This is a genomic window from Micromonospora cathayae, assembly GCF_028993575.1.
Lineage (GTDB): Bacteria > Actinomycetota > Actinomycetes > Mycobacteriales > Micromonosporaceae > Micromonospora > Micromonospora cathayae.
In genome coordinates, this window is record NZ_CP118615.1 from 4,143,188 (window position 1) to 4,165,360 (window position 22,173).

The 22,173-nt window shown below is 74.5% G+C and carries 23 protein-coding genes; 11 read left to right on the forward strand and 12 right to left on the reverse strand.

What is annotated here, in order from left to right; genetic code table 11:
* Window positions 1-100 precede the first annotated feature (100 nt).
* The 5 genes from PVK37_RS18965 to PVK37_RS18985 all read right to left on the reverse strand — a co-directional run bounded on the left by PVK37_RS18965 (window position 101) and on the right by PVK37_RS18985 (window position 5,249).
* Window positions 101-769, reverse strand: coding sequence for a hypothetical protein (locus PVK37_RS18965; protein WP_275028817.1), 669 nt, complete (start codon window positions 767-769; stop codon window positions 101-103).
* A complete protein-coding gene (locus tag PVK37_RS18970; protein ID WP_275028818.1) occupies window positions 766-3,444 on the reverse strand; it encodes an FtsK/SpoIIIE domain-containing protein in 2,679 nt (892 codons plus the stop codon). The genes PVK37_RS18965 and PVK37_RS18970 overlap by 4 nt, the downstream gene beginning before the upstream one ends.
* A complete protein-coding gene (locus PVK37_RS18975; RefSeq protein ID WP_275028820.1) occupies window positions 3,437-4,456 on the reverse strand; it encodes a hypothetical protein in 1,020 nt (339 codons plus the stop codon). Before PVK37_RS18975 ends, PVK37_RS18970 begins: the two co-directional genes overlap by 8 nt.
* A 5-nt stretch (window positions 4,457-4,461) precedes the next feature.
* Window positions 4,462-4,722: a hypothetical protein gene (locus PVK37_RS18980; RefSeq protein ID WP_275028821.1), complete on the reverse strand. Its 261-nt coding sequence runs from the start codon at window positions 4,720-4,722 to the stop codon at window positions 4,462-4,464.
* Window positions 4,723-4,799: 77 nt separating this feature from the next.
* A complete protein-coding gene (locus PVK37_RS18985) occupies window positions 4,800-5,249 on the reverse strand; it encodes a PIN domain-containing protein (RefSeq protein WP_275028822.1) in 450 nt (149 codons plus the stop codon).
* A gap of 95 nt (window positions 5,250-5,344) precedes the next feature.
* Here PVK37_RS18985 and PVK37_RS18990 point away from each other — a divergent pair, with 95 nt between their 5' ends.
* From PVK37_RS18990 to PVK37_RS19000, 3 genes are read left to right on the forward strand one after another with little or no spacing between them, the layout of a single operon-like run.
* Window positions 5,345-7,897 (forward strand): ATP-dependent Clp protease ATP-binding subunit, encoded by a 2,553-nt coding sequence (locus PVK37_RS18990; protein WP_275028823.1) that lies wholly within the window; start codon window positions 5,345-5,347, stop codon window positions 7,895-7,897.
* A gap of 4 nt (window positions 7,898-7,901) precedes the next feature.
* The gene (locus tag PVK37_RS18995) at window positions 7,902-8,099 is read left to right on the forward strand and encodes a hypothetical protein (RefSeq protein WP_275035341.1); all 198 of its coding nucleotides are present in this window, start codon (window positions 7,902-7,904) and stop codon (window positions 8,097-8,099) included.
* Window positions 8,099-8,449 carry a DUF3140 domain-containing protein gene (locus tag PVK37_RS19000; RefSeq protein ID WP_275028824.1) on the forward strand — a complete coding sequence of 117 codons (351 nt, stop codon included), beginning with the start codon at window positions 8,099-8,101 and terminating at the stop codon, window positions 8,447-8,449. Before PVK37_RS18995 ends, PVK37_RS19000 begins: the two co-directional genes overlap by 1 nt.
* A 197-nt stretch (window positions 8,450-8,646) precedes the next feature.
* Here PVK37_RS19000 and PVK37_RS19005 read toward each other — a convergent pair whose 3' ends face one another.
* The 3 genes from PVK37_RS19005 to PVK37_RS19015 all read right to left on the reverse strand — a co-directional run bounded on the left by PVK37_RS19005 (window position 8,647) and on the right by PVK37_RS19015 (window position 10,660).
* Entirely contained in the window at window positions 8,647-8,889 is a 243-nt protein-coding gene (locus PVK37_RS19005) for a hypothetical protein (protein WP_275028825.1), read from the reverse strand.
* Window positions 8,890-8,989: 100 nt separating this feature from the next.
* Window positions 8,990-9,961, reverse strand: coding sequence for a LysR family transcriptional regulator (locus tag PVK37_RS19010; protein WP_275028826.1), 972 nt, complete (start codon window positions 9,959-9,961; stop codon window positions 8,990-8,992).
* Between the two features lie 93 nt (window positions 9,962-10,054).
* Window positions 10,055-10,660: a hemerythrin domain-containing protein gene (locus PVK37_RS19015; RefSeq protein WP_275028827.1), complete on the reverse strand. Its 606-nt coding sequence runs from the start codon at window positions 10,658-10,660 to the stop codon at window positions 10,055-10,057.
* A 276-nt stretch (window positions 10,661-10,936) separates the two neighbouring features.
* On the opposite strand from PVK37_RS19015, the gene PVK37_RS19020 reads away from it, so the two are divergent.
* The gene (locus tag PVK37_RS19020; RefSeq protein WP_275028828.1) at window positions 10,937-12,262 is read left to right on the forward strand and encodes a M20/M25/M40 family metallo-hydrolase; all 1,326 of its coding nucleotides are present in this window, start codon (window positions 10,937-10,939) and stop codon (window positions 12,260-12,262) included.
* 66 nt (window positions 12,263-12,328) lie between these two features.
* Window positions 12,329-12,988 carry a hypothetical protein gene (locus PVK37_RS19025; RefSeq protein ID WP_275028829.1) on the forward strand — a complete coding sequence of 220 codons (660 nt, stop codon included), beginning with the start codon at window positions 12,329-12,331 and terminating at the stop codon, window positions 12,986-12,988.
* 78 nt (window positions 12,989-13,066) lie between these two features.
* Here the strand turns inward: PVK37_RS19025 and PVK37_RS19030 are convergent, their stop codons facing one another.
* Together PVK37_RS19030 and PVK37_RS19035 are read right to left on the reverse strand one after the other, a co-directional pair.
* Window positions 13,067-13,258, reverse strand: a complete 192-nt coding sequence (locus PVK37_RS19030; protein WP_275028830.1) for a DUF5703 family protein — start codon at window positions 13,256-13,258, stop codon at window positions 13,067-13,069.
* Between the two features lie 73 nt (window positions 13,259-13,331).
* On the reverse strand, window positions 13,332-14,303 hold the full coding sequence (locus tag PVK37_RS19035) for an aldo/keto reductase (RefSeq protein ID WP_275028831.1): 972 nt from the start codon (window positions 14,301-14,303) through the stop codon (window positions 13,332-13,334).
* Between the two features lie 174 nt (window positions 14,304-14,477).
* Here PVK37_RS19035 and PVK37_RS19040 point away from each other — a divergent pair, with 174 nt between their 5' ends.
* Window positions 14,478-15,530: an LLM class F420-dependent oxidoreductase gene (locus PVK37_RS19040; protein WP_275028832.1), complete on the forward strand. Its 1,053-nt coding sequence runs from the start codon at window positions 14,478-14,480 to the stop codon at window positions 15,528-15,530.
* Complete coding sequence (locus PVK37_RS19045; protein WP_275028833.1) at window positions 15,527-16,363, forward strand: undecaprenyl-diphosphate phosphatase; 837 nt, start codon at window positions 15,527-15,529, stop codon at window positions 16,361-16,363. The genes PVK37_RS19040 and PVK37_RS19045 overlap by 4 nt, the downstream gene beginning before the upstream one ends.
* A 62-nt stretch (window positions 16,364-16,425) precedes the next feature.
* Here the strand turns inward: PVK37_RS19045 and PVK37_RS19050 are convergent, their stop codons facing one another.
* Window positions 16,426-17,013 carry a hypothetical protein gene (locus tag PVK37_RS19050; protein WP_275035173.1) on the reverse strand — a complete coding sequence of 196 codons (588 nt, stop codon included), beginning with the start codon at window positions 17,011-17,013 and terminating at the stop codon, window positions 16,426-16,428.
* A gap of 409 nt (window positions 17,014-17,422) precedes the next feature.
* On the opposite strand from PVK37_RS19050, the gene PVK37_RS19055 reads away from it, so the two are divergent.
* The 4 genes from PVK37_RS19055 (at window position 17,423) to mshC (ending at window position 21,084) form a co-directional block, all read left to right on the forward strand.
* Window positions 17,423-18,136 carry a histidine phosphatase family protein gene (locus tag PVK37_RS19055; protein ID WP_275028834.1) on the forward strand — a complete coding sequence of 238 codons (714 nt, stop codon included), beginning with the start codon at window positions 17,423-17,425 and terminating at the stop codon, window positions 18,134-18,136.
* Window positions 18,137-18,257: 121 nt separating this feature from the next.
* On the forward strand, window positions 18,258-18,836 hold the full coding sequence (locus tag PVK37_RS19060; protein ID WP_275028835.1) for a DUF3090 domain-containing protein: 579 nt from the start codon (window positions 18,258-18,260) through the stop codon (window positions 18,834-18,836).
* Window positions 18,833-19,651, forward strand: coding sequence for an SCO1664 family protein (locus tag PVK37_RS19065; RefSeq protein ID WP_275028836.1), 819 nt, complete (start codon window positions 18,833-18,835; stop codon window positions 19,649-19,651). Before PVK37_RS19060 ends, PVK37_RS19065 begins: the two co-directional genes overlap by 4 nt.
* A 194-nt stretch (window positions 19,652-19,845) precedes the next feature.
* A complete protein-coding gene (gene mshC, locus PVK37_RS19070) occupies window positions 19,846-21,084 on the forward strand; it encodes a cysteine--1-D-myo-inosityl 2-amino-2-deoxy-alpha-D-glucopyranoside ligase (protein ID WP_275028837.1) in 1,239 nt (412 codons plus the stop codon).
* A gap of 131 nt (window positions 21,085-21,215) precedes the next feature.
* Here mshC and PVK37_RS19075 read toward each other — a convergent pair whose 3' ends face one another.
* Window positions 21,216-22,007, reverse strand: a complete 792-nt coding sequence (locus PVK37_RS19075) for a GntR family transcriptional regulator (RefSeq protein ID WP_275028838.1) — start codon at window positions 22,005-22,007, stop codon at window positions 21,216-21,218.
* Window positions 22,008-22,173: the final 166 nt, after the last annotated feature.

Below are 22,173 nucleotides of genomic sequence, written 5' to 3' on the forward strand. Positions count from 1 at the left end.
CCGGCCCGCGCCTGCCGACCGGCCCCGAATGGCGCGGCCCTGGCCTGGCCGCAGCGCCGGTCGGCGCCGGTTCCGGCCCGGACGTAGCGTCGGACCAGGGTCAGCGGAGGCCGGTGACCAGCAGGAACGCGGTGGCGAGCAGCCCTGCCACCAGCACGATCGTCATCGGCCGGGGGCCCAGCACGGCGTGCCGGCGGTCGGCGAGCACCTTCGCCGGCCAGAGCCCGACCAACGGCCCGAGCAGCGACACCACCAGGGCGATCACCGGCAGCCCTACCGCCAGGTCACCGCCGTACCGCTCGCCGGCGGCCCGCGCGGCCATCGCCACCGCGTACGCGACCGTCGCGCCGAGCACCCCGCAGAGGGCCAGCAGCGGGTTCACCGAGCCGGGCAGGTCACCCGGCTGTCGGGTCCGGTCCAGCAGCTCCCGCGCCTGGTCCAGCCGCACCAGCGGGTCACCCGAGGCGTCCCGGGCCGGGCCGGGCGGGTCACCGAGCCGGCGGCCACCCGCGCCGATCCGCCCGCGCAGCACCTGCCACAGGTGGGCCGCCTCGGCGTCCACCCGCTCCACCAGCTCGGTCGCCTCGGCCACCTCCGTCTCGGCCCGACGGACCTGCTCGGTGGCCTCCCGTACCGCCCGCTCGGCGGCGGCGCACTGCCGTTCGTGCCAGCTCGTCGCCTCGGCCCGCTGGGCCGCCGCGTGCGCGGTCAGCTCGGCCAGCCGGCGCAGGCAGGCGGCGTACGACTCACTGGTGACCGGTTCGTTCATCGGGGAAGTCCGTACGGGATGATGGTCTGGCCGGTGCGGTGCACCGCCCGGTCGAAGAACAGGCCCCGCCACGGGCGGGGGTACCAGTCCGGCCCGCCGGTGCCCGGGTACAGCGACGACCCCAGCTCCCCGCCCTGCACGTCGAGGGCCACCCAGGCGCCGATCTGGTCGGTGCGGGACGCCGGCCCGCCCAGGTCGTTGCGCATCCGGGCCACCCCCCGCCACCAGGCCAGCACGTGGGTGCGCCGCTCCGGCCCGTCGTGCAGGATCTGCCGCAGGTGCTCCAGCCCGGTACGCCGCCCCACCCGGGCCGACAGCCGGCCGGCCGCCGCGTCCACCGCGTACAGCAGCAGGTAGTGCGGGGTGGCCGGGGTGCCCGGCGCGGTCAGCGCGTCGGCCGTCTCGGCCATCAGCTCCGCCACGGTCTCCTCGTCGTACCAGGCGGCGTCGTCGGCCAGGTCCTCGTAGAGCGTCCGGGCGGCGTGGTCGGCGTCCGGGTCGAGGCAGGCGATGGAGAACCGGGCCGAGCCGGGCTCGTGCTGGCGGGCCAGGGACCGTCCGGCGGCGTCCAACACCGCGCACGCCTCGTCGACCCGGGTGCCGAGCACCGCCAGGTTGCGGCCGGGGGCCCGGGGCAGCCGCAGCGCCGCCGAGCGGGCCTGCACGTCGATGATCTCCCCGAGCAGGGCCACCGGCCCGCGCGCCCCACCGGGCTGCCGGGCCGGGGCCAACGCCCGGTGGTCGGGGGCGTCGGCGAGCCGGGGGATCGCGTCACCGTCGAACAGCCGGGCCGGGGCGGCGTCCGGCGGGCGCATCCGCCACAGCCTGTGCTGGAGTTCGCTCCAGGTCTCCCACTCGCTGGCCGACGGGATCCGGGCGACCTGGTTGCCCTCCACCATCCCGGACTCCGCGTTGATCACCGCGTGGTGCCGGGGCAGGGACTGGGCGGCGTCGTTGCGTTCGGCCAGGATCCGCAGCGCCTTGGGCAGCGCGATCCGCAGGGTGAACTGGGCGACCAGTGCCGGCCGCCCCCACAGCGCCTCGATGCCCCGCACGTCCTGCGAGGCGAGCACCAGGTGGATGCCCTGGGACCGGCCCCGCCGGGCCAGGTCCTCCAGCAGGTCGGCGGCCTCCCGGGCCACCACGTCCCGGCCGGCGAGCAGCATCTGGAACTCGTCCACCACCGCCACGATCCGGGGCCAGTGCCCGGTCGGGTCGACCGCACGCAGCTCGGCGAGCTTGGTGACCTCGTGCTGCTTCGCGGCGTCCGCCCGGCGGCGCAGCTCCTCGGCGAGGAACCGCAGCAGCGCCAACCCGAACTCCCGGTCGGTGTTGACGTTGATCCCGACCAGCCGCATGTGCGGCAGCCAGCTCGGGTCCCGCCGGCCCTGGGCGAACCGGGCGAAGGACACCCCCTCCTTGAAGTCGAGCAGGTAGAACTCCAGCTCGGCGGGAGAGTACCGGGACGCCAGCGCCCCGATCCAGGCGAAGATCAGGTTGGTCTTGCCGGTGCCGGACGGGCCGCCGATCAGGGCGTGCGGCGGGTAGTCGCCGAGGGTGAGCAGCACCTGCCGGCCGTTCGGCGCCTCACCGATCGGCGCGACCAGCGCGGTCGACGAGTCCTCCTGCCACATCTCGTCGGGCAGCAGCTCGGTGAACGGGGTGGGGGCGGGGCCGGCGGCGACCGTGCCGGCGATCCGCCGGCAGGTCTCGGTGACCAGCCCGGCCGGGGGTGGCGGGTCGAGGCGTACCGGCAGGCCGGCCGGTCCACCCACCCGGACGTCACCGGGCGAGACCAGCACCCGCTGCACGGTCGGGTCGTCCGGCAGCGCGATGCCCCGCACCACCAGGTGCACCCCGCAGGCCGCCCCGGTCCGCACCACCCGGTCGAGCTGGCCGCGTTCGTGTCGGGAGAGTTCGTCCCCGCCGAGCAGCACCGCCACCCGCCACGGCTCCGGACGCCGTCCGGTGGCCGCGGCCAGCTCCCGCAGCGAGGAGTGTTCGCCGGCCAGCACCGTCTCGTTGATCCGGCGGATCTGCTCGACCAGGTCGTCCAGCAGCCGGCCCAGCCCGCCGGGACCGACGAAGGTGAGCAGCCCGGCGGTACCGAGCGGGGCGAACCCGGCCAGCCCGCCACCGAGGTGCTCCGGGTCGTACCCGATCAGCCGGACGGTGCCCGGGTCGGCCCGGCCGACGCTGCGCAGCAACAGCGCGGCGACCACCGCGTCGCAGCCGGCCCGGTCGGTGCCGGCCAGGTGCACGTGCCCGGCGTCCAGCAGCGGCACCAGCGCGGGCACCGGCTGCGCGCCGGGGATGCGGACCGTGCCGACCCGGACCGCGCCGGGCGGCTCGGCCCGTCCCGCCGGGGTGGGCTGCCAGCCCGACCAGTCGGCGGACGCGGCCCCGGGGGCCTCCCGCTCGGCGGCGGCCGCCGCCCGGCGGGCCAGCTCGGCGATCCGTTCGGTGTACCGGGCGTCGATCTCGGCGAGCCGGCGGTCCCGTTCCGCGCCGACCCGCTGCGGTACGTCGTCGGCGGCCCGGCGGATCCGGTCCAGCCGGGCCTGACCGGTCTCCAGGTCGGCGCGGGCGGCGGCCAGCCGGCCCCGGGTCGACCCCAACGCCTCGGAGAGCAGCCCACGGACCCGCCCCACCAGCTGGGCGCGCCGGTCAGCCATGCCGACCGGGCCTGCCGGATGTCGGATCCGCCGGACGCGGCGGGGGGACCCGGTCGGCCGGCTCCGCCCGACGGGGCCGCGAGGTCGCCTCCGCCCGACGGGGCCGGTCGACCGGGTCGGGTCGGGTCGGCCCGTCCCCGCGCCGCTCGTCGTCGGGGCGTTCCTCGGGCAGGTCCCGGCCCAGCCGCTCCAGCAGCAGACCGGTCAGCACGCCGGCGGTGACCGCCGGGTCAGCCGGATGGGGCTGCTCCTCGTCGGACTTCTGCCGGGGCGGGGGCATCCGGCAGACCCGGGTCAGCACCGTCTCCAGCACCGGTGGCGGCAGCCCGGGGAGCAGGTCGCGGACCTTCCCGTCCAGCGTGTCGCGCAGCTTCGGCAGGTCGGCCGCCCGGGGTGGGTGCCCGAGCAGCTCACCGGCGAGTTCCCGCAGCAGCGGCGGGGTGACCGTCGCCAGGCCCAACCCGACGTCGGCGTGTGCCCGGCGCAGTTCACCGTGTAGCCGGGACCGGTCGCCGGCCTTCACCCCGCCGACCACCCGGCGCAGCAGCTCCCGGGCGTCGGTGACCTGCTCGTCCGGGCCGGTCGGCTCGCCCTCGGAGCCGCCGGTCAGCTCCGCCACCCGCACCGCCCACCAGCGGCGTACCACCGGGGCCGGTTCGGGGTCGTCGGCCGGGACCGCGTCCGGCGGCGGCGCGTCCCCGCGCGGCGCGTCGTGCGCCGGCCGGCGGTCCTGCGGCCGGGCCGCCGGCGCGCCGTCCGCACCCAGTCCGATCGCGGCCAGGTAGCTGGCGAGCTGTTCCTGGGCCACCCGCAGGGCGTGCCCGGCGCTCTCGGCATGCTCGACGGCCGCCGACAGCTCCGGCACACCCATCGGGTTCGACGACTCCTGCCGCACCCAGCGCAGCCGCTCGGTGGCCAGGGCGAACTTCTCCAACGCCTGGGCGAGCGGGGCCAGCGGCAGGTCGTCGGCGGCGGCCCGGACCTGTGCCCCGATGTCCTCGATGATCGACATCGGCGTCAGAGCGCGGACACGTAGAGCTGCGCCTGTTCCACCGCGACCAGCGTCGCGGCGAGACATTCCTCCAGCTCCTGGCTGGCCTGGGTCAACGAGGCCTGGGCGGCCTCGACGGTCTCGTGGCCGCTGCCCTCCAACGCGCCGGCGAGGGTCTGCTGTGCCTCGGCCAGCTTCTCGCCGGCCGCCTGCACCGCTGTCTGCCCTTCACCGATCTGCTGGAGCGCGATATCGATGGCGGCCTTGAGCTCGGCGACGCTCGCCACAGCGAAACCTCCTGGGGGCGGGGAGGACTCCATTAGAGCTTATTCCGGTCCGGGAAAGAAAACGCGCCGTGCGGTCGTTACCGCCCCGCTGTCCGGTCCCGGTCGGGCAGGTCCCGGTGACCGGCGTGCGCGTCGCGCGGGGCGGGGCCCTCCCCGCGCAGCCAGCGGGGTCCGTAGACCTCCGCGCCGACGGCGGTGACCCGCTCCCGCAGCGCCCGGTCGGCGGTCACCACCACCCGCCGCCGGTCCGGCTCCGCCGCCGCCAGCGCCACGATCGCGTCGTCGCCGGAGCCCTTGGCGGCGACCACCCGGACGCCCTCGGTGGCCGGCACGTCCCGCGCGGCGCCCTCGACCACCAGGACCACCTCGACCGGCGCGGGCAGCTCCGGCGGTACGCCCGACGCGCCCACCGGCACCAGCCGGTCCCGTAGCCGCGCGGTGGCCCCGGCCCGGTCCCGCCACCAGCCGTCCGGGCGGGACCCGACGACGTTGGCGGCGTCCACGATCAGCAGCGGCGGTGTCTCCATGCCCCCACCCTGCCATCCGGACGCGTTTGTCGGGCCGACCCTCGGGTAGCCCTGCGTGTTGCTCCTGTCGCCGCCGACCTGCCCGAGGAGTGTTCATGTGGGGACCCGCTGACTTCGGCGCCGACCCGTGGGACGAGTTCCTGGCCCGCTACTTCGGTCGGGGGGAGGCCGGTGGCCGGCCCGCGCACCGGGTCGACATCACCCGCCTGATGACCGCCGACGCCCGGGAGATGCTGGCCGACGCGGCCCGCCGGGCCGCCCAGCGGCGTAGCAACGACCTGGACACCGACCACCTGCTCTGGTCGGCGCTGCAACGCCAGGCGCTACGCGACCTGGTCAGCCGGGCCGGGGCCGACCCGGACACCCTGCTCAACGCCCTCGGTGGCCGGGGCGACGGCGCGCCGGGCGGCGAGGTGCCGCCGAACCTCTCGCTCACCCCGGCGGCCAAGCGGGCGCTGCTGGACGCGCACCAGCTCGCCCGGGCGATCGGAGCCAACTACATCGGCCCCGAGCACATCCTGATGGCCCTGCCGCTGAACCCGGAGTCGCCGGCCGGGCGGATGCTGGCGGCCGGGCGGATCCAGCCGGAGTCCCTGCAGGCGGCGGGGGCGGAACGGGGACCGATGAGCGCACGACCGGACCGGGGCACGCCGACGCTCGACCAGTACGGCCAGGACCTCACCGACCTGGCCAAGGCCGACCGGATCGATCCGGTGATCGGCCGTGGCGACGAGATCGAACAGGCCGTGGAGATCCTGTCCCGACGGACCAAGAACAACCCGGTGCTGATCGGTGAGGCCGGGGTCGGCAAGACCGCCATCGTGGAGGGGCTGGCCGAGCGGATCTGTGACGGCGACGTGCCGCAGACCCTGCTCGGCAAGCGGGTGATCCAGCTCGACCTGGCCGGCCTGGTCGCCGGCACCCGGTACCGGGGCGACTTCGAGGAACGGCTCAAGAAGGTGGTCGACGAGATCCGCGCCCACCGCGAGGAGCTGATCATCTTCCTGGACGAGATCCACACCCTGGTCGGGGCCGGCGGGGCCGGCAGCGAGGGCGGCATGGACGCGTCCAACATGCTCAAACCCGCGCTGGCCCGGGGCGAGCTGCGGGTGATCGGCGCGACCACCCTGGACGAGTACCGGCGCACCATCGAGAAGGACGCCGCGCTGGCCCGCCGCTTCCAGCCGGTACTGGTGCCGGAGCCGACGGTCGAGGACTCGGTGGCCATCCTGCGCGGCCTGCGGGACCGGTACGAGGCCCACCACCAGGTGCGGTTCACCGACGAGGCGCTGGTCGCCGCGGCCGAGCTGGCCGACCGGTACGTCACCGACCGGTACCTGCCGGACAAGGCGATCGACCTGATCGACCAGGCCGGCGCCCGGGTCCGGTTGCGGACCCGCACCCCGGCGGCGGACGTGCGGGAGCTGGAACGCCAGCTCGACGAGGTACGCCGGGACAAGGAGCAGGCCGTCGCCGACGAGCAGTACGAGCGGGCCACCACCCTGCGGGACCGGCTGCACGAGCTGGAGGAGGAGATCCGGCAGGCCCAGGGGGACGGCGACCCGCAGCGGGTGCCGAACGTGACCCCCCAGGAGATCGCCGAGGTGGTCTCCCGGGCCACCGGCATCCCGGTCAGCCAGCTCACCGAGGAGGAACGGGAACGGCTGCTGCGGCTGGAGGGGCACCTGCACGAACGGGTGGTCGGCCAGGACGACGCGGTGACCGCGGTCGCCGAGGCGGTCCGCCGGTCCCGGACCGGGCTGGCCGACCCGGACCGGCCGATGGGCAGCTTCCTGTTCCTCGGCCCGACCGGCGTCGGCAAGACCGAACTGGCCCGCGCGCTGGCCGAGGCGCTGTTCGGGGAGGCCGACCGGATGGTGCGGCTGGACATGAGCGAGTTCCAGGAGCGGCACACGGTCAGCCGGCTGGTCGGCGCGCCGCCCGGCTACGTCGGCTACGAGGAGGCCGGCCAGCTCACCGAGGCGGTCCGTCGCCGCCCGTACGCGGTGGTGCTGCTGGACGAGATCGAGAAGGCCCACCCGGACGTGTTCAACGTCCTGCTCCAGGTCCTCGACGACGGCCGGTTGACCGACAGCCAGGGCCGGACGGTGAACTTCCGCAACACCGTACTGATCATGACGAGCAACCTCGGCTCGGAGCTGATCACCGGCAGCCAGCGCAGCGTCGGTTTCGGGGCGGGGGAACCCGGCAGCGCGCAGGAGACCGACGAGCTGCGGGAACGGTTGATGCGCCGGCTCCAGGAGAACTTCCGGCCGGAGTTCCTCAACCGGATCGACGAGATCATCATCTTCCGCCGGTTGGAGGCCGAGCAGTTGCGGCAGATCACCGGCCTGCTGCTGGAGGAGACCCGCCGCCGGCTGCACGGGCAGGACATCACCGTCGAGGTGACCGACGCGGGCGTCGACTGGCTGGCCGAGCACGGGTACCAGCCCGAGTTCGGCGCCCGGCCGCTGCGCCGGGTGATCCAGCGGGAGCTGGACAACCGGCTCTCCCGGATGCTGCTGGAGGGCCAGATCTCGCCGGGCCAGCGGGTCACCGTGGACGCCCGCGACGGCGCGCTGGCCATCGACGTCGCCGCCGGTGAGCGGGGCGGCTACACCCCGGCCACCACGACCCACCCACGGTAGCGGGGTGACCCGTGCCCGACAGCGGGAGGAGCCGGTGAGCGAACCCGAGGAGAACCAGGACGAGGCCGACCGGACCGAGCCGATCGTGGCCGCGCCGACCGCGAACCCGGCCCGGGTCCAGGTGCCGCCGGAGGGCCCGGAGGCGTTGGCCGACGGTGTCCGGCCGCCAGAACCCGGGCCGGTGCCCGGAGAGGAGACGTGATGGCACGCGAGGCGAGACTCGACGCGGACGTGGAGGTGCTCTGGGCGGACTTCCACGCCCGGGTCAACATGCCCTCCGAGCAGTTGCGGCAGTGGCTGCTCACCCGGGGATCGGGGGAGGAGGCGTTCGGGCCGAACCCGGACCTGGACCTGCCGGTGCCGGGCCGGCACATCCTCGCCGTGCTCGGCAAACGCAAGGTCGACCTCACCGGCGAGGACATCCGGATCATGCAGGACACCGTGGACCGGATCGACGCGCTGGTCGACGCGAGGCCGCCCGCCGGCAACGCCGACGACGGCTGGCGGCACGCGCTGCTCGACCTGGGCCACGACCCGCTCGCCGTACGCTGACCCGCCGGCCGCCCCGCTCGTTCCCGGCGGGGCCGGTGTACCGGTCGGGCCCTGCGGTGGCCGCTGTGCCGGCCCTGGTCGTACCCGCCGGGGCCGGTGTACCGGTCGTGCTCCGGTCGGGGCCGGTGTGCCGGCGTGCCCGGTGGGCGCGGCCGGCCGCGGCGGGATCCGTGGCGGCCGGTGGTCCGGCCGGGGGCCTACCCGGACTCGATGCTGCCGATGGTCAGGCCCAACCGGTCCACCGCCGCCTGCCGGTCGGCGCGGGCCCGCTCGTCCCGGCTGAGCAGGTTGGCGTACTCGGCGACGTGCGACGGGTCCGCCGTCTCGGGCAGGGTACGCAGGAAGGACTCCAGGTCCCGGGCGGCGGCGGTGGCCGCCTCGGCGGCCCGGCGGGCGGTCCGCCGGTCGTCGTCGGGCCGGGCGTGCTCGGTGTCGGTCATGCCCCGTACCTACCCGGTCGCCGGGACTTCGCACCCCGGTCGGCCGCCGCACCGGACCGGCCTGGTGGCCCCGGCCCGACCCGGGTCACCGACACCGGGCCTAGACCGGGGTGCGGTGGCGTACCCCGAAGTCGGGGTGGTCCAGCAGCCACTCCAGGTAGGCCGGGTGCGGCGCGAGGGAGTCGGTGTACGCGGCCGTCGCCGCCTCCAGCACGCCCTCGGCGAACCGGGCCGCCGGGGACTCCGGATGCCAGCCGAGCATCAGCCGCCACCGCAGCGGGTTGCCGGTCAGCCGCCGGGTGACCAGGCCGCCCACCGGTCGGAAGGTGGCCTGGCACAGCGCCACCGCCACCCCCGCCTCGACCAGGTCGACGCAGCCCCGCACGTCGGTCTCGTACACCTTGCGGGGGGTGAACCCGGCGCGGGCGCAGGCGGCGGCGAAGCAGTCGCCGAAGCAGCCGTCGCCGGGCGCCGCCACCCACTGCTCGTGCCGCAGGTCCACCAGGGCCACCTCGTCCCGGTCGGCCTGGGCGTGCGACTCCGGCAGCATGACGAAGACCGGGTCCACCGCCACCTCCCGCCAGCTCAGGCCGAACTCCGCCGACGGGGCGGCGTCACCGCACACCCCGGTCAGCACGTAGTCGAGCCGGCCGCCCAGCACCAGCTGGGACAGCTCGTCGACCGACCACGAGGCGTACGTGTTGATCGGGGCGTTGGGTTGTTCGGCGGCGAGCCGGTGCACCAGCCGGCCGAGGATCGGGCTGTTCACCCCGCCGAACCGGTACCGGCTCAGCGCGTCCCCGGCGCTGGCCAGCCGGGCCGCCTCGTCCTGGAGGCCCTTCATCGCCGGCAGCAGCACCCGCGCCCGGGACAGCACCAGCTCACCGAGCGCGGTGGGCCGGGCCCCGCGCCGGTCCCGGTCGAACAGCGCACCGCCGAGGGCCCGTTCGATGCGCTGGAGCTGCGCGGTCAGTGCCGGTTGTGCCAGTCCGAGGGTCGAGGCCGCCTTCGTCACGCTGCCGGTCTCCGCGATCGCGCAGACCACCCTGAGGTGTCGCAACTCCAGGTTCATGACGTGACGGTAGGACTGGTCGGGACCATCCGGAAGACCTTTCGTGTTTCGAAGGTTCCCGATGGCTGACAGAAGTTTACGAAAGTTGCCTTGTCACCGGTCCCGGTCGAGGTCCGCGAGGTACGTGCGGCGCCCGGTGACCGCGTCGCGGACCTTGTCGACCACCCCGACCGCCGGCTCGACGATCCGGTTCCACGGGGGAGTGGCCGGCGTGCCGGGATGCGGTCGGGTCGGCGCGGCCTCCTCGGCGATCTCCAGCCGGTTGCCCAGTCGGATCAGCTCCGCCTCGCTGGCGACCGCGCACAGCCGCTCCAGCGCCGGCCGTACCGCGGCGACGTGCCGCCGCCACACCTCCCGCACGTCGATGACCTGGGTCCCGTCGGTGTCCTTGAGGACCCGCAGCAGCGCCGCGTCGGTCTCGATCTCCCGGTCGGCCAGCTCACCGCCGTCGGGCAACGCCCGGCGTACCGCCGGGTAGAGGTACTGCTCCTCGGCCGAGAGGTGCCGGGACACGGCGGCGGCGAACACCTCGGCCACCTCCCGCCGGCGGGCCCCGTCGGTGTCCGGCGCGGCGAGTTCCCCGGCCAGCGCGGTGATCCGGTGGTGCTCCTCCTCGACGATGTCGACCAGGCTACGGCCACCCGGCCGGTACCCGTCGTCGCCGTCACCGGGCGGCAGTGGTGGCAGCGGAACACTCATGGGTGCCTCCTCGGCGCGGACGGTGCCGGCGCCACCGTCCGGCGTGGCGGACCCGGTGTGCCGGGCCCGGGGCGGCGGGTCCGTCACCGGGGCCCGATGTGGCGGTGGACCCGGTACCCGACCGCCCGCCTGCCGAAACCGGGCCGACCCGCCGGCCCCCGCGCCGGCCTGACCCGCCGGCCTGAGCCGTGTCCGCCGACCCGCGGGCGGGTGTCGTGCGGCACCCGCCGGTCGACGGGGGCTCGTGGGGGCGTCCCCCGGCTGATAAGAAGAGGCATGACCGACGCCGTTTCCGCCGTGCCCGACCCCACCGACGAGGTCGTGGAACTCTGCCGTGACCTGCTGCGTATCGACACCACCAACACCGGCGACAACGCCACCAGCGTCGGGGAACGACTCGCGGCCGAGTACGTCGCGGAGAAGCTCGCCGAGGTGGGCGTCGAGTCCACCCTGCTGGAGTCCGCGCCCGGCCGGGCCAACCTGGTGGCCCGGATCCCCGGCGCCGACCCGGGCCGGCCCGCGCTGCTGGTCCACGGTCATCTCGACGTGGTCCCCGCCGACGCCGACGAGTGGTCGGTGCACCCGTTCTCCGGTGAGGTCCGCGACGGGTACCTGTGGGGGCGCGGCGCGATCGACATGAAGGACTTCGACGCCATGGTGCTCGCCGTGGTGCGGCACTGGCAGCGCACCGGGGTCCGGCCGCCGCGCGACATCGTGCTGGCGTACACCGCCGACGAGGAGGCCGGCAGCGACTACGGCGCGCACTTCCTCGTCGAGCGGCACCCCGACCTCTTCGACGGCTGCGCCGAGGCGGTCGGTGAGGTGGGTGGCTTCTCGTACACGGTGGACGACGCCACCCGGCTCTACCTCATCGAGACCGCCGAGAAGGGCATCGACTGGCTGCGGCTGCACGCCCGGGGCCGTCCCGGGCACGGCTCGATGATGCACGACGACAACGCGGTGACCGCGCTCGCCGAGGCGGTCGCCCGGATCGGCCGGCACCGGTTCCCGGTGGTGGTCACCGACACCGTACGGGCCTTCCTGGCGGAGGTCGGCGACGTGCTGGGCATCGAGGTCGACCCGGACGACCCGGAGACCGCGATCGCCAAGCTCGGCCCGATCGCCAACATGATCGGCGCGAGCATCCGCAACACCGCCAACCCGACCCGGTTGGCCGCCGGCTACAAGGACAACGTCATCCCCGGCCGGGCCACCGCCGCCATCGACTGCCGCAGCCTGCCCGGCCAGTCCGAGCTGCTGGAACGGCAGCTACGGGAGCTGGTCGGCCCGCACATCGACATCGAGTACATCCACCGCCAGCCGGCCCTGGAGACCACCTTCGACGGGGCGCTGGTGGAGGCGATGTCCGCCGCGTTGCGCGCCGAGGACCCGGGCGCGCGGGCGGTGCCGTACATGCTCTCCGGCGGCACCGACGCCAAGGCGTTCTCCCGGCTCGGTATCCGCTGCTTCGGGTTCGCCCCGCTGCGGCTGCCGGCGGACCTGAATTTCTCCGCGCTGTTCCATGGCATTGACGAGCGGGTTCCGGTGGACGGGCTACAGTTCGGCGTGCGGGTACTCGACCGGTTCCTCCGTAGTTGCTGACCGGCTGCGCCGCGACGCGGTCCGGCACTGCTCCTTCCCCCCGATTCGCGAAAGGGACTTCCTCACATGACCGACCAGCACGGTGAGCTGGACGCTGCCCTCGAGCGGGTGATCGACGCGGCCCGTCGGCACCTGGCCGCCGTACGCGCCGCTCAGGGCCGGGTCGACGACGACGACGTCTGGCAGGCGTACGTCGAGCTGAACAACGCCTCCTTCGCCTACGACGAGCAGCTCCTGGACGCCTTCGGCGAGGTCACCCCGTGGGACGTGGAGTCGATCGACCCGGACGAGGCCGACGCGCACTTCGGCGCGGCCGGTACGGGCGCCGAGCCCACCGACCCGCACCCGCAGGTGATCTCCGTCCGGCAGCGCCGTGACTACCGGGTGCCGAGCGTCTCCGCGCTGATCCGCGCCGCCGAGGCGGCCCGCCGCGAGGGCACCCCCGCCGAGGACGAGCCGGCCCCGGTGGAGGGCGTCGGCGAGGCGGTGCTGGAGCTGCTGCAGAGCGGCGACGGCTCGCTCAGCGCGCTGGACGTGCCCGAGCTGGAGCCGCTCGACGGGGTGGTGATGGTCAGCGAGGTGGGTACCCCGGTCGACCTGGAGTCCTTCGACGACGACGACCCGGTGGGCCCGTTCCAGCCGGCGGCCGACGACCGGCTGGTCGGTCGCCTCGACGAGCACCCGTTCCTCGACGTGGAGGACGGCGAGCTGGGGCACACCCACTGACCGGCGGGGCCCGGGTCGCTCGCGGCCCGGGCCCCGGACGTCAGTAGGGGAGCCGGTCGGCGCCGGTGGCCCCGGACGTCAGTAGGAGAGTCCGGGCTGCGGCTGGGCGACCCGCCGCCGACGGAGCATCACCTGCCGGGTGCCGTCCCGGTACAACCGCACCCGGGCCAGTTCCCAGCCCGAGTACTCCGCCTGGATCGCCAACTGCACCGCGGCGGTCACCCGGTCGACGTTCGGCGGTAACCGCAGCGGTGCGTATTCGTAGTCCATGCCCTCCATGCTGCCCAGCCGCGCCCGCCGGCGCCACCCCCTTGCCCGCCGGCTCCCCCGGGCCGGGCCCGGCTCAGCCGTCGCGTTCCGGGTAGCCGACCTCGACGGCGGAGACGTCGTCCAGGGCCGTGGTGATCTCCTCCGGCAGGGTCATCCGTTCGACCTGGAGGGCACCCAGCAGTTGACCCACGGTGCGGGCCCCGAGGATCGGCGCGACCACCCCGGGACGGTCCCGGATCCAGGCCAGCGCCACCTCCAGCGGGGAGACACCGAGCCCGCCGGCCGCGATGACCACCGCCTCCACGATGCTGGAGCAGCGCGGCTCCAGGTAGGTGGCGACGAACGGCCCGAAGTGCGGTGAGGTGGCCCGCGAGTCCGCCGGCCGGCCGTGCCGGTACTTGCCGGTCAGCACCCCGCGCCCGAGCGGGGACCAGGGCAGCACCCCGAGCCCCAGGGCCGCGCAGGCCGGCAGCACCTCCCGTTCCACCCCCCGCTCCAGCAGCGAGTACTCCACCTGGGCGGCGACCACCGGGGCCCGGCCCGGGTAGGCGGCCTGCCAGGCGGCGGCCCGCGCGGTCTGCCAGCCGGCGAAGTTCGACACCCCCACGTACCGGACCCGGCCGCTGGTCACCGCGTGGTCCAGCGCCGACAGGGTCTCCTCCAGGGGGGTGTCCGGGTCGTAGCCGTGCACCTGCCACAGGTCGACGTGGTCGGTGCCGAGCCGGCGCAGCGAGGCGTCCAGGGTGCGCAGCAGGTGCCCCCGGGAGCCGTCCCGGCGGCGTGCGCCGCCCGGCCGCAGCCCCGCCTTGGTGGCGATCAGCAGCTCCTCGCGGGGCACCAGGCCGCCCAGCAGCGACCCGATGACCGCCTCGGCGTCCCCGTCGCCGTACACGTCGGCGGTGTCGACCAGGTTGCCGCCCGCGTCGAGGTAGCTCTTCAACTGGGCGGCCGCGTCGTCGGCGTCGGTGTCCCGGCCCCAGGTCATGGTGCCGAGCGCGAGCCGGGAAACCGCCAGCCCGCTTCGGCCGAGCGGTCGTTGCTGCATAGGTGAACCATATTTCGAATCGGGCCCCGACCGATATCCTCGCCTCCGTCAACTCTCCGACGCTCCGGTTGTGATCTTCGTCCGGTCCCGGTGGCGGGGGTGAGCCGGTGGACGGGGCGTCCGCCCGCATTGCGTAACCTGATGCGACTCGTGGTGCGGGATGGGGGAGGACCAGTGCGACTCGGGCTCAGCCTCGGATACCAGACGGCGTGGAGCACACCCGCCGACCACCTGGCTCTGGCCCAGGAGGCGGACCGGCTCGGCTACTCGGTGGTGTGGGCGGCGGAGGCCTACGGCTCTGACTCGCCGAGCATGCTGGCGTGGATCGCCGGGCAGACCGAGCGGATCGACGTGGGCAGCGCGGTGATGCAGATCCCGGCGCGTACCCCGGCGGCGACCGCGATGACCGCGACGACCATCGACGCGCTCTCCGGCGGCCGGTTCCGGCTCGGCCTGGGGGTGTCCGGCCCGCAGGTCTCCGAGGGCTGGCACGGCGTCCGGTTCGCCAAGCCGCTCGCCCGCACCCGCGAGTACGTCGACATCGTCAAGCTCGCCGTCGGCCGCAAGGAGGTCGCCTACGCCGGCGACCACTACACGCTTCCGCTGCCCGACGGGCCCGGCAAGGCGCTGCGGCTGGGTTTCCGGCCGCCGCGCGAGCACATCCCGATCTACCTGGCCGCGGTCGGCCCGAAGAACCTGGAGCTGGCCGGCGAGATCGCCGACGGCTGGCTGGCCGTCTTCTACGCCCCGGAGTTCGCCGAGGACCAGCTCGCCGCGGTCCGCGCCGGCCGGGCACGGGCCGGAAAGGAACTGGCCGGGTTCGACGTGGTCCCGTCGGTGCCGGTGGTGGTCGGTGACGACCTCGCCGCCTGCGCCGAACTGGTCCGCTGGTACGCCGCGCTGTACGTGGGCGGGATGGGCAGCCGGCAGCAGAACTTCTACAACCAGCTCGCCACCCGGATGGGCTACGGCGACGCCGCCCGTGAGGTACAGGACCTCTACCTCGCCAAGCAGCAGCGTGACGCCGCCGCCGCGGTGCCGCTGGAGTTCATCGACCGGACGTCGCTGCTCGGGCCGAAGGAACGCATCGCCGAGCGGATGCGGGAGTACGCCGCGGCCGGCGTCACCACCCTGTCGGTGACGCTGTTCGTGGCCGACCGGGAATCCGGCGTGCAGACCCTGCGGACCTGCGCCGAGGCCCTCGACCTGGCCGGGGTGGGCGAGTGAGCTGGATCGAGGCGATCGTCCTCGGCGTCGTCCAGGGCCTCACCGAGTTCCTCCCGGTCTCCTCGTCCGGACATATGCGGATCACCTCCGCGATCTTCTTCGACCGGGACGCCGGGGCGTCGTTCACCGCGGTCACCCAGCTCGGCACCGAGGCGGCCGTGCTGATCTACTTCGCCAAGGACATCTGGCGGATCACCCGGACCTGGATCGTCGGGATCTGGGACAAGTCGGTGCGGTCCAGCCTGGACTACCGGATGGCCTGGTACGTGATCGTCGGTTCGATCCCGATCGGCTTCTTCGGGTTCCTGTTCAAGGACCAGATCCGCACCGCCGGCCGGAACCTGTGGGTGGTCGCCACCACGCTGATCGTGTTCGCGTTCGTGCTGGCCTTCGCCGAGTACTGGGGTCGGCAGACCCGCACCCTGGAGAACTTCCGGATGAAGGACGGCGTCGTGATGGGTCTCGCCCAGGCGATGGCGCTGGTCCCGGGGGTGTCCCGCTCCGGCGGTACGCTCACCGCCGGTCTGCTGCTCAACCTGACCCGGGAGACCGCGGCCCGGTACTCGTTCCTGCTGGCCATCCCGGCGGTGGTGATGTCCGGCATCTTCAGCGTCGGGGACGTCTTCGAGCCGGCGGCGCCGGGCACCTCGGTGCCGAGCCTGGCGCAGATGGTGGTGGCGACGCTGATCGCCTTCGCCGTCGGGTACGCGGCCATCGCCTGGCTGCTCCGCTACGTCGCGCACCACACCCTGTACGTGTTCGTGCTGTACCGGGTCGCGTTGGGCACCCTGGTGCTGGCGTTGCTGCTGACCGGCACCATCTCCGCCACCTGACCCGGCGCTGAACAGCCGAACGGGCCGGTACCCCCTGTGCGGGGTACCGGCCCGTTGGTGACTCAGCTGTTCCAGTGTGCGGCGACCAGGTCAGCGGCCTGCTTCTCCCACTGCGCGTAGTGGTCCGGGTAGGCGGACACCTGGACCTTCTGCGCGGCCTGGGTCAGCGGCATGTCCTTCCAGCCGTCGACCTGCTTCAGGCCCTTCAGGAACGCGGTCGTGGAGTACTCGGGGTCGGTGATCTGCTCGACCGTGCCCCAACCACTGGACGGACGCTGCTGGAACAGGCCCTGCGAGTCGTGGTCGTTGCGGTCACCGAGGTGACCCAGGTTCTCCAGCTTCGACTCCTGCAGGCTGGTCGCGATGGCGACCACGGCGGCCCGCTCGTCCATCCCGGCCTTCTTCGTGGCCTTCACGATGGCCTTCGCGTTCGCGGTCTGCTCGGCGTTCAGCGGGATGCTCGACTGGCCGCCCGGCGTGCCGTGGGGCAGCAGCTTGCCGGTGTCCGGCTTGTCCGCCTGCACCGCCACCGGCGCGGCATGAGCCGGAGCCGCGTCCACCGCACCGGCGACCGGACCGGCCACCACACCACCGGCGAACGCCAGACCGGCGACACCCAGAACCGTCTTCCGCAGCAGCGTCGTGCTCATGATTGTGTTCATGGGGGAACTCCCATCCGTGGGGGATCATCGCGTCCCGCGGGGGCGGGACACGGCGCGCCGTCCGGCGCTCCTCGCTTCGGGTGGTGATCGACCGGGAGTCGTGCTCCACCGGTCCGAACCATGTGTAACGACCGCCGGGCTGGGGTCATTCCCGCGACCCGCCGCGTCGGCGCAGGTCAGCGGCCTCCTCGTCCGGCCGTCCAAGGGTGTAACGACCGACTGCCGGCGGCCATTCCCCGCCCGCCCACCCGCCGGCCTCCGCCGGTACCGGACATCCAACCCATCGCGGCCGAAACCACTCAAGCCTGGAGCGGCACCCAGCCCCGCCGGGACGGCAACCGCCCGAGCCGGGACGGCGCGCACCCGGAGCCCTCGCCGATCCGGCGCGGGCCCTAGGGTGGGCAGCGTGGCGACCCTTCTGCTTCTGCGACACGGCCGGACGACCGCGAACGCCGCCGGCGGACTGGCCGGTCGACAACCGGTCGAACTGGACGACACCGGTCGAGACCAGGCGCGGGCGGTGGGGGAGCGGCTGCGGGGCCTGCCGCTGGCCGCCGTGGTGACCAGCCCGCTGATCCGCTGCCGGCAGACCCTGGAACTGGCCCTGCCGGACGCGGTCCCGGCGGTCGAGGAGGGGCTGATCGAGTGCGGGTACGGCGAGTGGGAGGGCAAACCGCTCAAGACGCTGGCGAAGGACCCGCTCTGGCCGGTGGTCCAGCAGCACCCGAGCGCGGCGGTCTTCCCGCAGGGCGAGTCGATGGCCGGGATGGCCGCCCGGGCGGTCGCGGCGGTACGGTCCTGGGACGCCCGGCTGACCGCCGACCACGGCCCCGAGGCGGTCTGGGTGGCGTGCAGCCACGGTGACGTGATCAAGGCCATCGTGGCGGACGCGCTCGGCGTACACCTGGATCTCTTCCAGCGCATCGTGGCGGACCCGGCGTCGGTCACGGCGATCCGCTACACCCCGACCCGGCCGTTCCTGCTGCGGCTGAACGACACCGGTGGCGACCTGTCCGGGCTGGTGCCGCCGGCCCGTAAGCGTCGGCGGCGGCCGACCCGGGCGGCCGACTCGGACGCCGCGGTGGGCGGCGGTGCGGGAGCCGGCCGGTGAGGCCCGCCGCACGGCGGACGGTGGTGACGGTCCCGACCCGGCCCGGCCGCCGCCCGGGGTGGCGACGGTTCTGCGTCGGTGGGGTGCGCGCCCTTCCGGACGGCCGGATAGGGTCGTGGGTATGACACACCAGGTGCACTCCTTCGAACCGCCCGAGCGGTTCGTCGCGGGGACCGTGGGGCCGCCGGGGGAGCGCACGTTCTTCCTCCAGGCGCGCGGCGGCGGCCGGGTGGTCAGCGTCGCGCTGGAGAAGGTCCAGGTCTCCCTGCTCGCCGAGAAGCTGGAAGAGCTGCTCACCGAGGCGCAGCGCCGGTTCGGCGTCGAGCTGCCCGAGCTGCCGCCCGCCGGTGCGGCCGACAACGACCCGTTGGACACGCCGGTGGACGAGGAGTTCCGGGTCGGCACCCTGGGCCTCGCCTTCGACGTGGACACCACCACCGTGGTGATCGAGGCGATCGCCGCCGGTGAGGCGGAGACCGAGGTCGAGCTGGACGATGACGACGACGATGACGACGAGGTGCCCGAGCCGGACGACGACCTGGACCGGCTCCGGGTCCGGCTCACCCCCCAGGAGACCCGTCGGTTCATCGAGCGGGCCCGCCGGGTGGTGAACGCCGGCCGGCCGCCCTGCCCGCTCTGCGGCCAGCCGCTCGACCCCGCCGGTCACCTCTGCCCCCGGCACAACGGCTACCACCGGTGACGTTGTCGCAGCTCCGGCCGGGCGAGGCGGAGAGCGCCGCGCTGCGGCTGCTCCGCGAGGGCGAGTTCGCCCTGGAAGGCCGGCTGGTGGACGCGTCCAACACGACGCTGCGCGGCACGCTGACCCTGGACGGGGCGACGGTGCGCTGCGTCTACAAACCGGTCCGGGGTGAGCGCCCGCTCTGGGACTTCCCGGACGGCACCCTCGCCGGCCGGGAGGTCGCCGCCTACCTGGTCTCCCGGGCCAGCGGCTGGGATCTGGTCCCGCCGACGGTGCTGCGGGACGGCCCGTTCGGGCCCGGCTCCTGCCAGCTCTGGATCGACGAGCCGGACGACGCCGAGCCGCTGGTCGCGTTCGTGCCGGCGGACGCGGTGCCACCACGCTGGTTTCCGGTGGCCGCCGCCCGGGACGAGGACGGCACCGCGTACGCGCTGGCCCACGCCGACGATCCCCGGCTGGCCCGGCTGGCGGTGCTGGACGCGGTGCTGAACAACGCCGACCGCAAGGGCGGGCACGTGCTGCTCGGCCCGGACGACCGGATCTACGGGGTGGACCACGGCGTCACCTTCCACGTGGAGGACAAGCTGCGTACCGTGCTGTGGGGCTGGTCGGGGCGGCGGCTGCCGCCGGACGCGGTCGACATGCTCGACGCGCTTGCCCCCCAGGTCGACGGGGCGCTCGGCGACGAACTGGCCGAGCACCTGACCGCGACCGAGATCCGCCGGCTGGCCGCCCGGATCGCGGCGCTGCGCGGGACCGGTCGTTTCCCGCGACCGTCGGAGGACTGGCCGGCGATGCCCTGGCCACCCATCTGACCTGCGGGTCGGTCGCGGCGGGGCGGCCGGCGCGACGACCAGGACGGCCCGGTGGACGGGCCACGCCGGCCGCACGGTGCCGGTCCGGCCGGCGTGGTGTCGCGGAGCCGGTGCCGGTGCGGCGGGCGGCCGGTCGGGTCGATCACCCGGTGCGGGAGCGCGGCGGTGTCCTGGCGATCGTTAGGCTGGCGGGCATGGAGTCATGGACGGGCCACGAGGTGCCACGGCTGCCGGGTCGGGGCGAGCCGTTGACGTTGTTCGACTCGGCGCGGCGCGCCGTTCACCCGAGTGCGCCGGAGGGCACCGCGACCATGTACGTCTGCGGGATCACCCCGTACGACGCGACCCACCTCGGGCACGCCGCCACCATGATCACCTTTGATCTCGTCCAGCGGATGTGGCGGGACGCCGGCCGGTCGGTCGACTACGTGCAGAACGTCACCGACATCGACGATCCGCTGCTGGAGCGGGCCGAGCGCGACGGCGAGGACTGGAAGGTCCTGGCGATGCGCGAGACCGCGCTGTTCCGGGAGGACATGGAGGCCCTGCGGATCATCCCGCCAGCGCACTACGTCGGTGCCGTCGAGTCCATTCCGGACATCGCCGACCGGGTGGGGGAGCTGCTCAAGGACGGCGCGGCGTACCGGCTGGACGACGGCACCGGCGACGTGTACTTCGACATCGCCGCCGCGCCCCGGTTCGGCTACGAGTCCAACCTCTCCCGGGCGGAGATGCTGGAGATCTTCCCGGAGCGGGGCGGGGACCCGCAGCGGGCCGGCAAGCGGGACCCGCTCGACCCGCTGCTGTGGCGGGGCGCCCGGGACGGGGAACCCTCCTGGCCGGGCGGCGACCTGGGCCCCGGCCGGCCGGGCTGGCACATCGAGTGCACGGTGATCGCGCTGAACCTGCTCGGTGACCGGATCGACGTGCAGGGCGGCGGCAACGACCTGATCTTCCCGCACCACGAGTGTTCGGCCGCGCACGCCGAGCGGCTCACCGGCCGGGCCCCGTTCGCCGCGCACTACGTGCACGCCGGCATGATCGGGCTGGACGGCGAGAAGATGTCCAAGTCCCGGGGGAACCTGGTCTTCGTGTCCCGGCTGCGGGCCGACCGGGTCGATCCGATGGCGGTGCGGCTGGCCCTGATGGCCGGGCACTACCGCAGCGACCGGTCCTGGACCGACGAGCTGCTCGCCGCCGGCCAGGCCCGGCTGGACCGCTGGCGCCGGGCCGCCGCCGCGCCCGCCGGGCCGTCCGGGGCCGTGCTGCTGGCCGGGGTACGCTCCCGGCTCGCCGACGACCTGGACACCGCGGGGGCGCTGGCGCTGGTCGACCGGTGGGCCGAGGACACCCTGGCCGGGGCGGGCGACGACCGGGACGCGCCCCACCTGGTCGCCGACACCGTGGACGCCCTGCTCGGCATCCGGCTCTGACCGTCGCGGCCGGCACCGGTGCAGTGGGAGCTGTCGTGAGTCGGCACCGGTGCAGCGGGAGCTGCCGTGGCCGGCACCGGTGCCTCCGGTGCCGGCCGTGCTCCTGACCGCTGCGGGCCGAGCCGGCACCGTCAGCCGAGCATGAGCCCCGGGTCCGGGTCGGGCTCCGGGGCCGGTCCGGGAATCCGGTACTCCTCGGTCAACGTGGTCATCGGTCCCGGCCACGTCGCCTGGGCCACCTCGATCGGCTTGCGCGCGCCGTCGTAGGCGACGTGCAGCAGGTGCAGTACGGGGGTGTCCGGCCGGATCTGGAGCGTCTCGGCCTCCTCGCGGCTGGGTTGGCGGGCACTGATCGTGTCGGTGGCGGTGGCGTACCGCCGCCCGGTCGCCTCCTCCGCCTCCTGGTACAGCGGGCGGCCGAACGCCTCGGCGCGTTCCAGGGTGGTGCCGGCGGTGTCGGCCGGCAGGAACCAGGACGCGCCGACCTCGACCGGGGAGTCCTCGGTGCGGACCAGGTGCCGCCGGACCAGCAGCTCGGTGCCGTCCGGCACGCCGAAGGCGTCGGCGACCTCGGGTGGGGCGGGGGCGCGGCCCACCCCGATCAGGTGCTGCCGGTACCGGGCGGCCAGGTCGGTGTGGTAGCCCCGGAAGCCACCGTACCGGCCCCGGGAGAGCCGGTTGAGTCGCCGCCGGGTGCCCCGGACGTACGTACCGGAGCCAGGTTTGGTGATCAGGATCCCCTCTACCCGGAGCTGGTCCACGGCGCGTTGCACGGTCTGCTTGGCCACTCCGAACATCTCGGCGATGGCCGGGATGGACGGAAGCCGCTCGCCGGGTCCCCAGTCCCCGCGCCGCACCTGTGCCTTCAGTTGCGCGGCGATCTGGCGGTGCGGGAACTCGGCGGCTCCCGGATTGATCTGCATGGTGCGCTCCTCCCCAGCCGAACAGCTAGGTTCCTAGGATGCCCTGCGCGGTGTGCCGCGCGCCACCCGGCTCGCCGAAGACCGCTCCGAACAGCACGCTAAGCACGGCGTTCGCGCCGCACAACGAAACCTGCGGCGAACCCCGTCAGGGGAAGACGAACGGGCC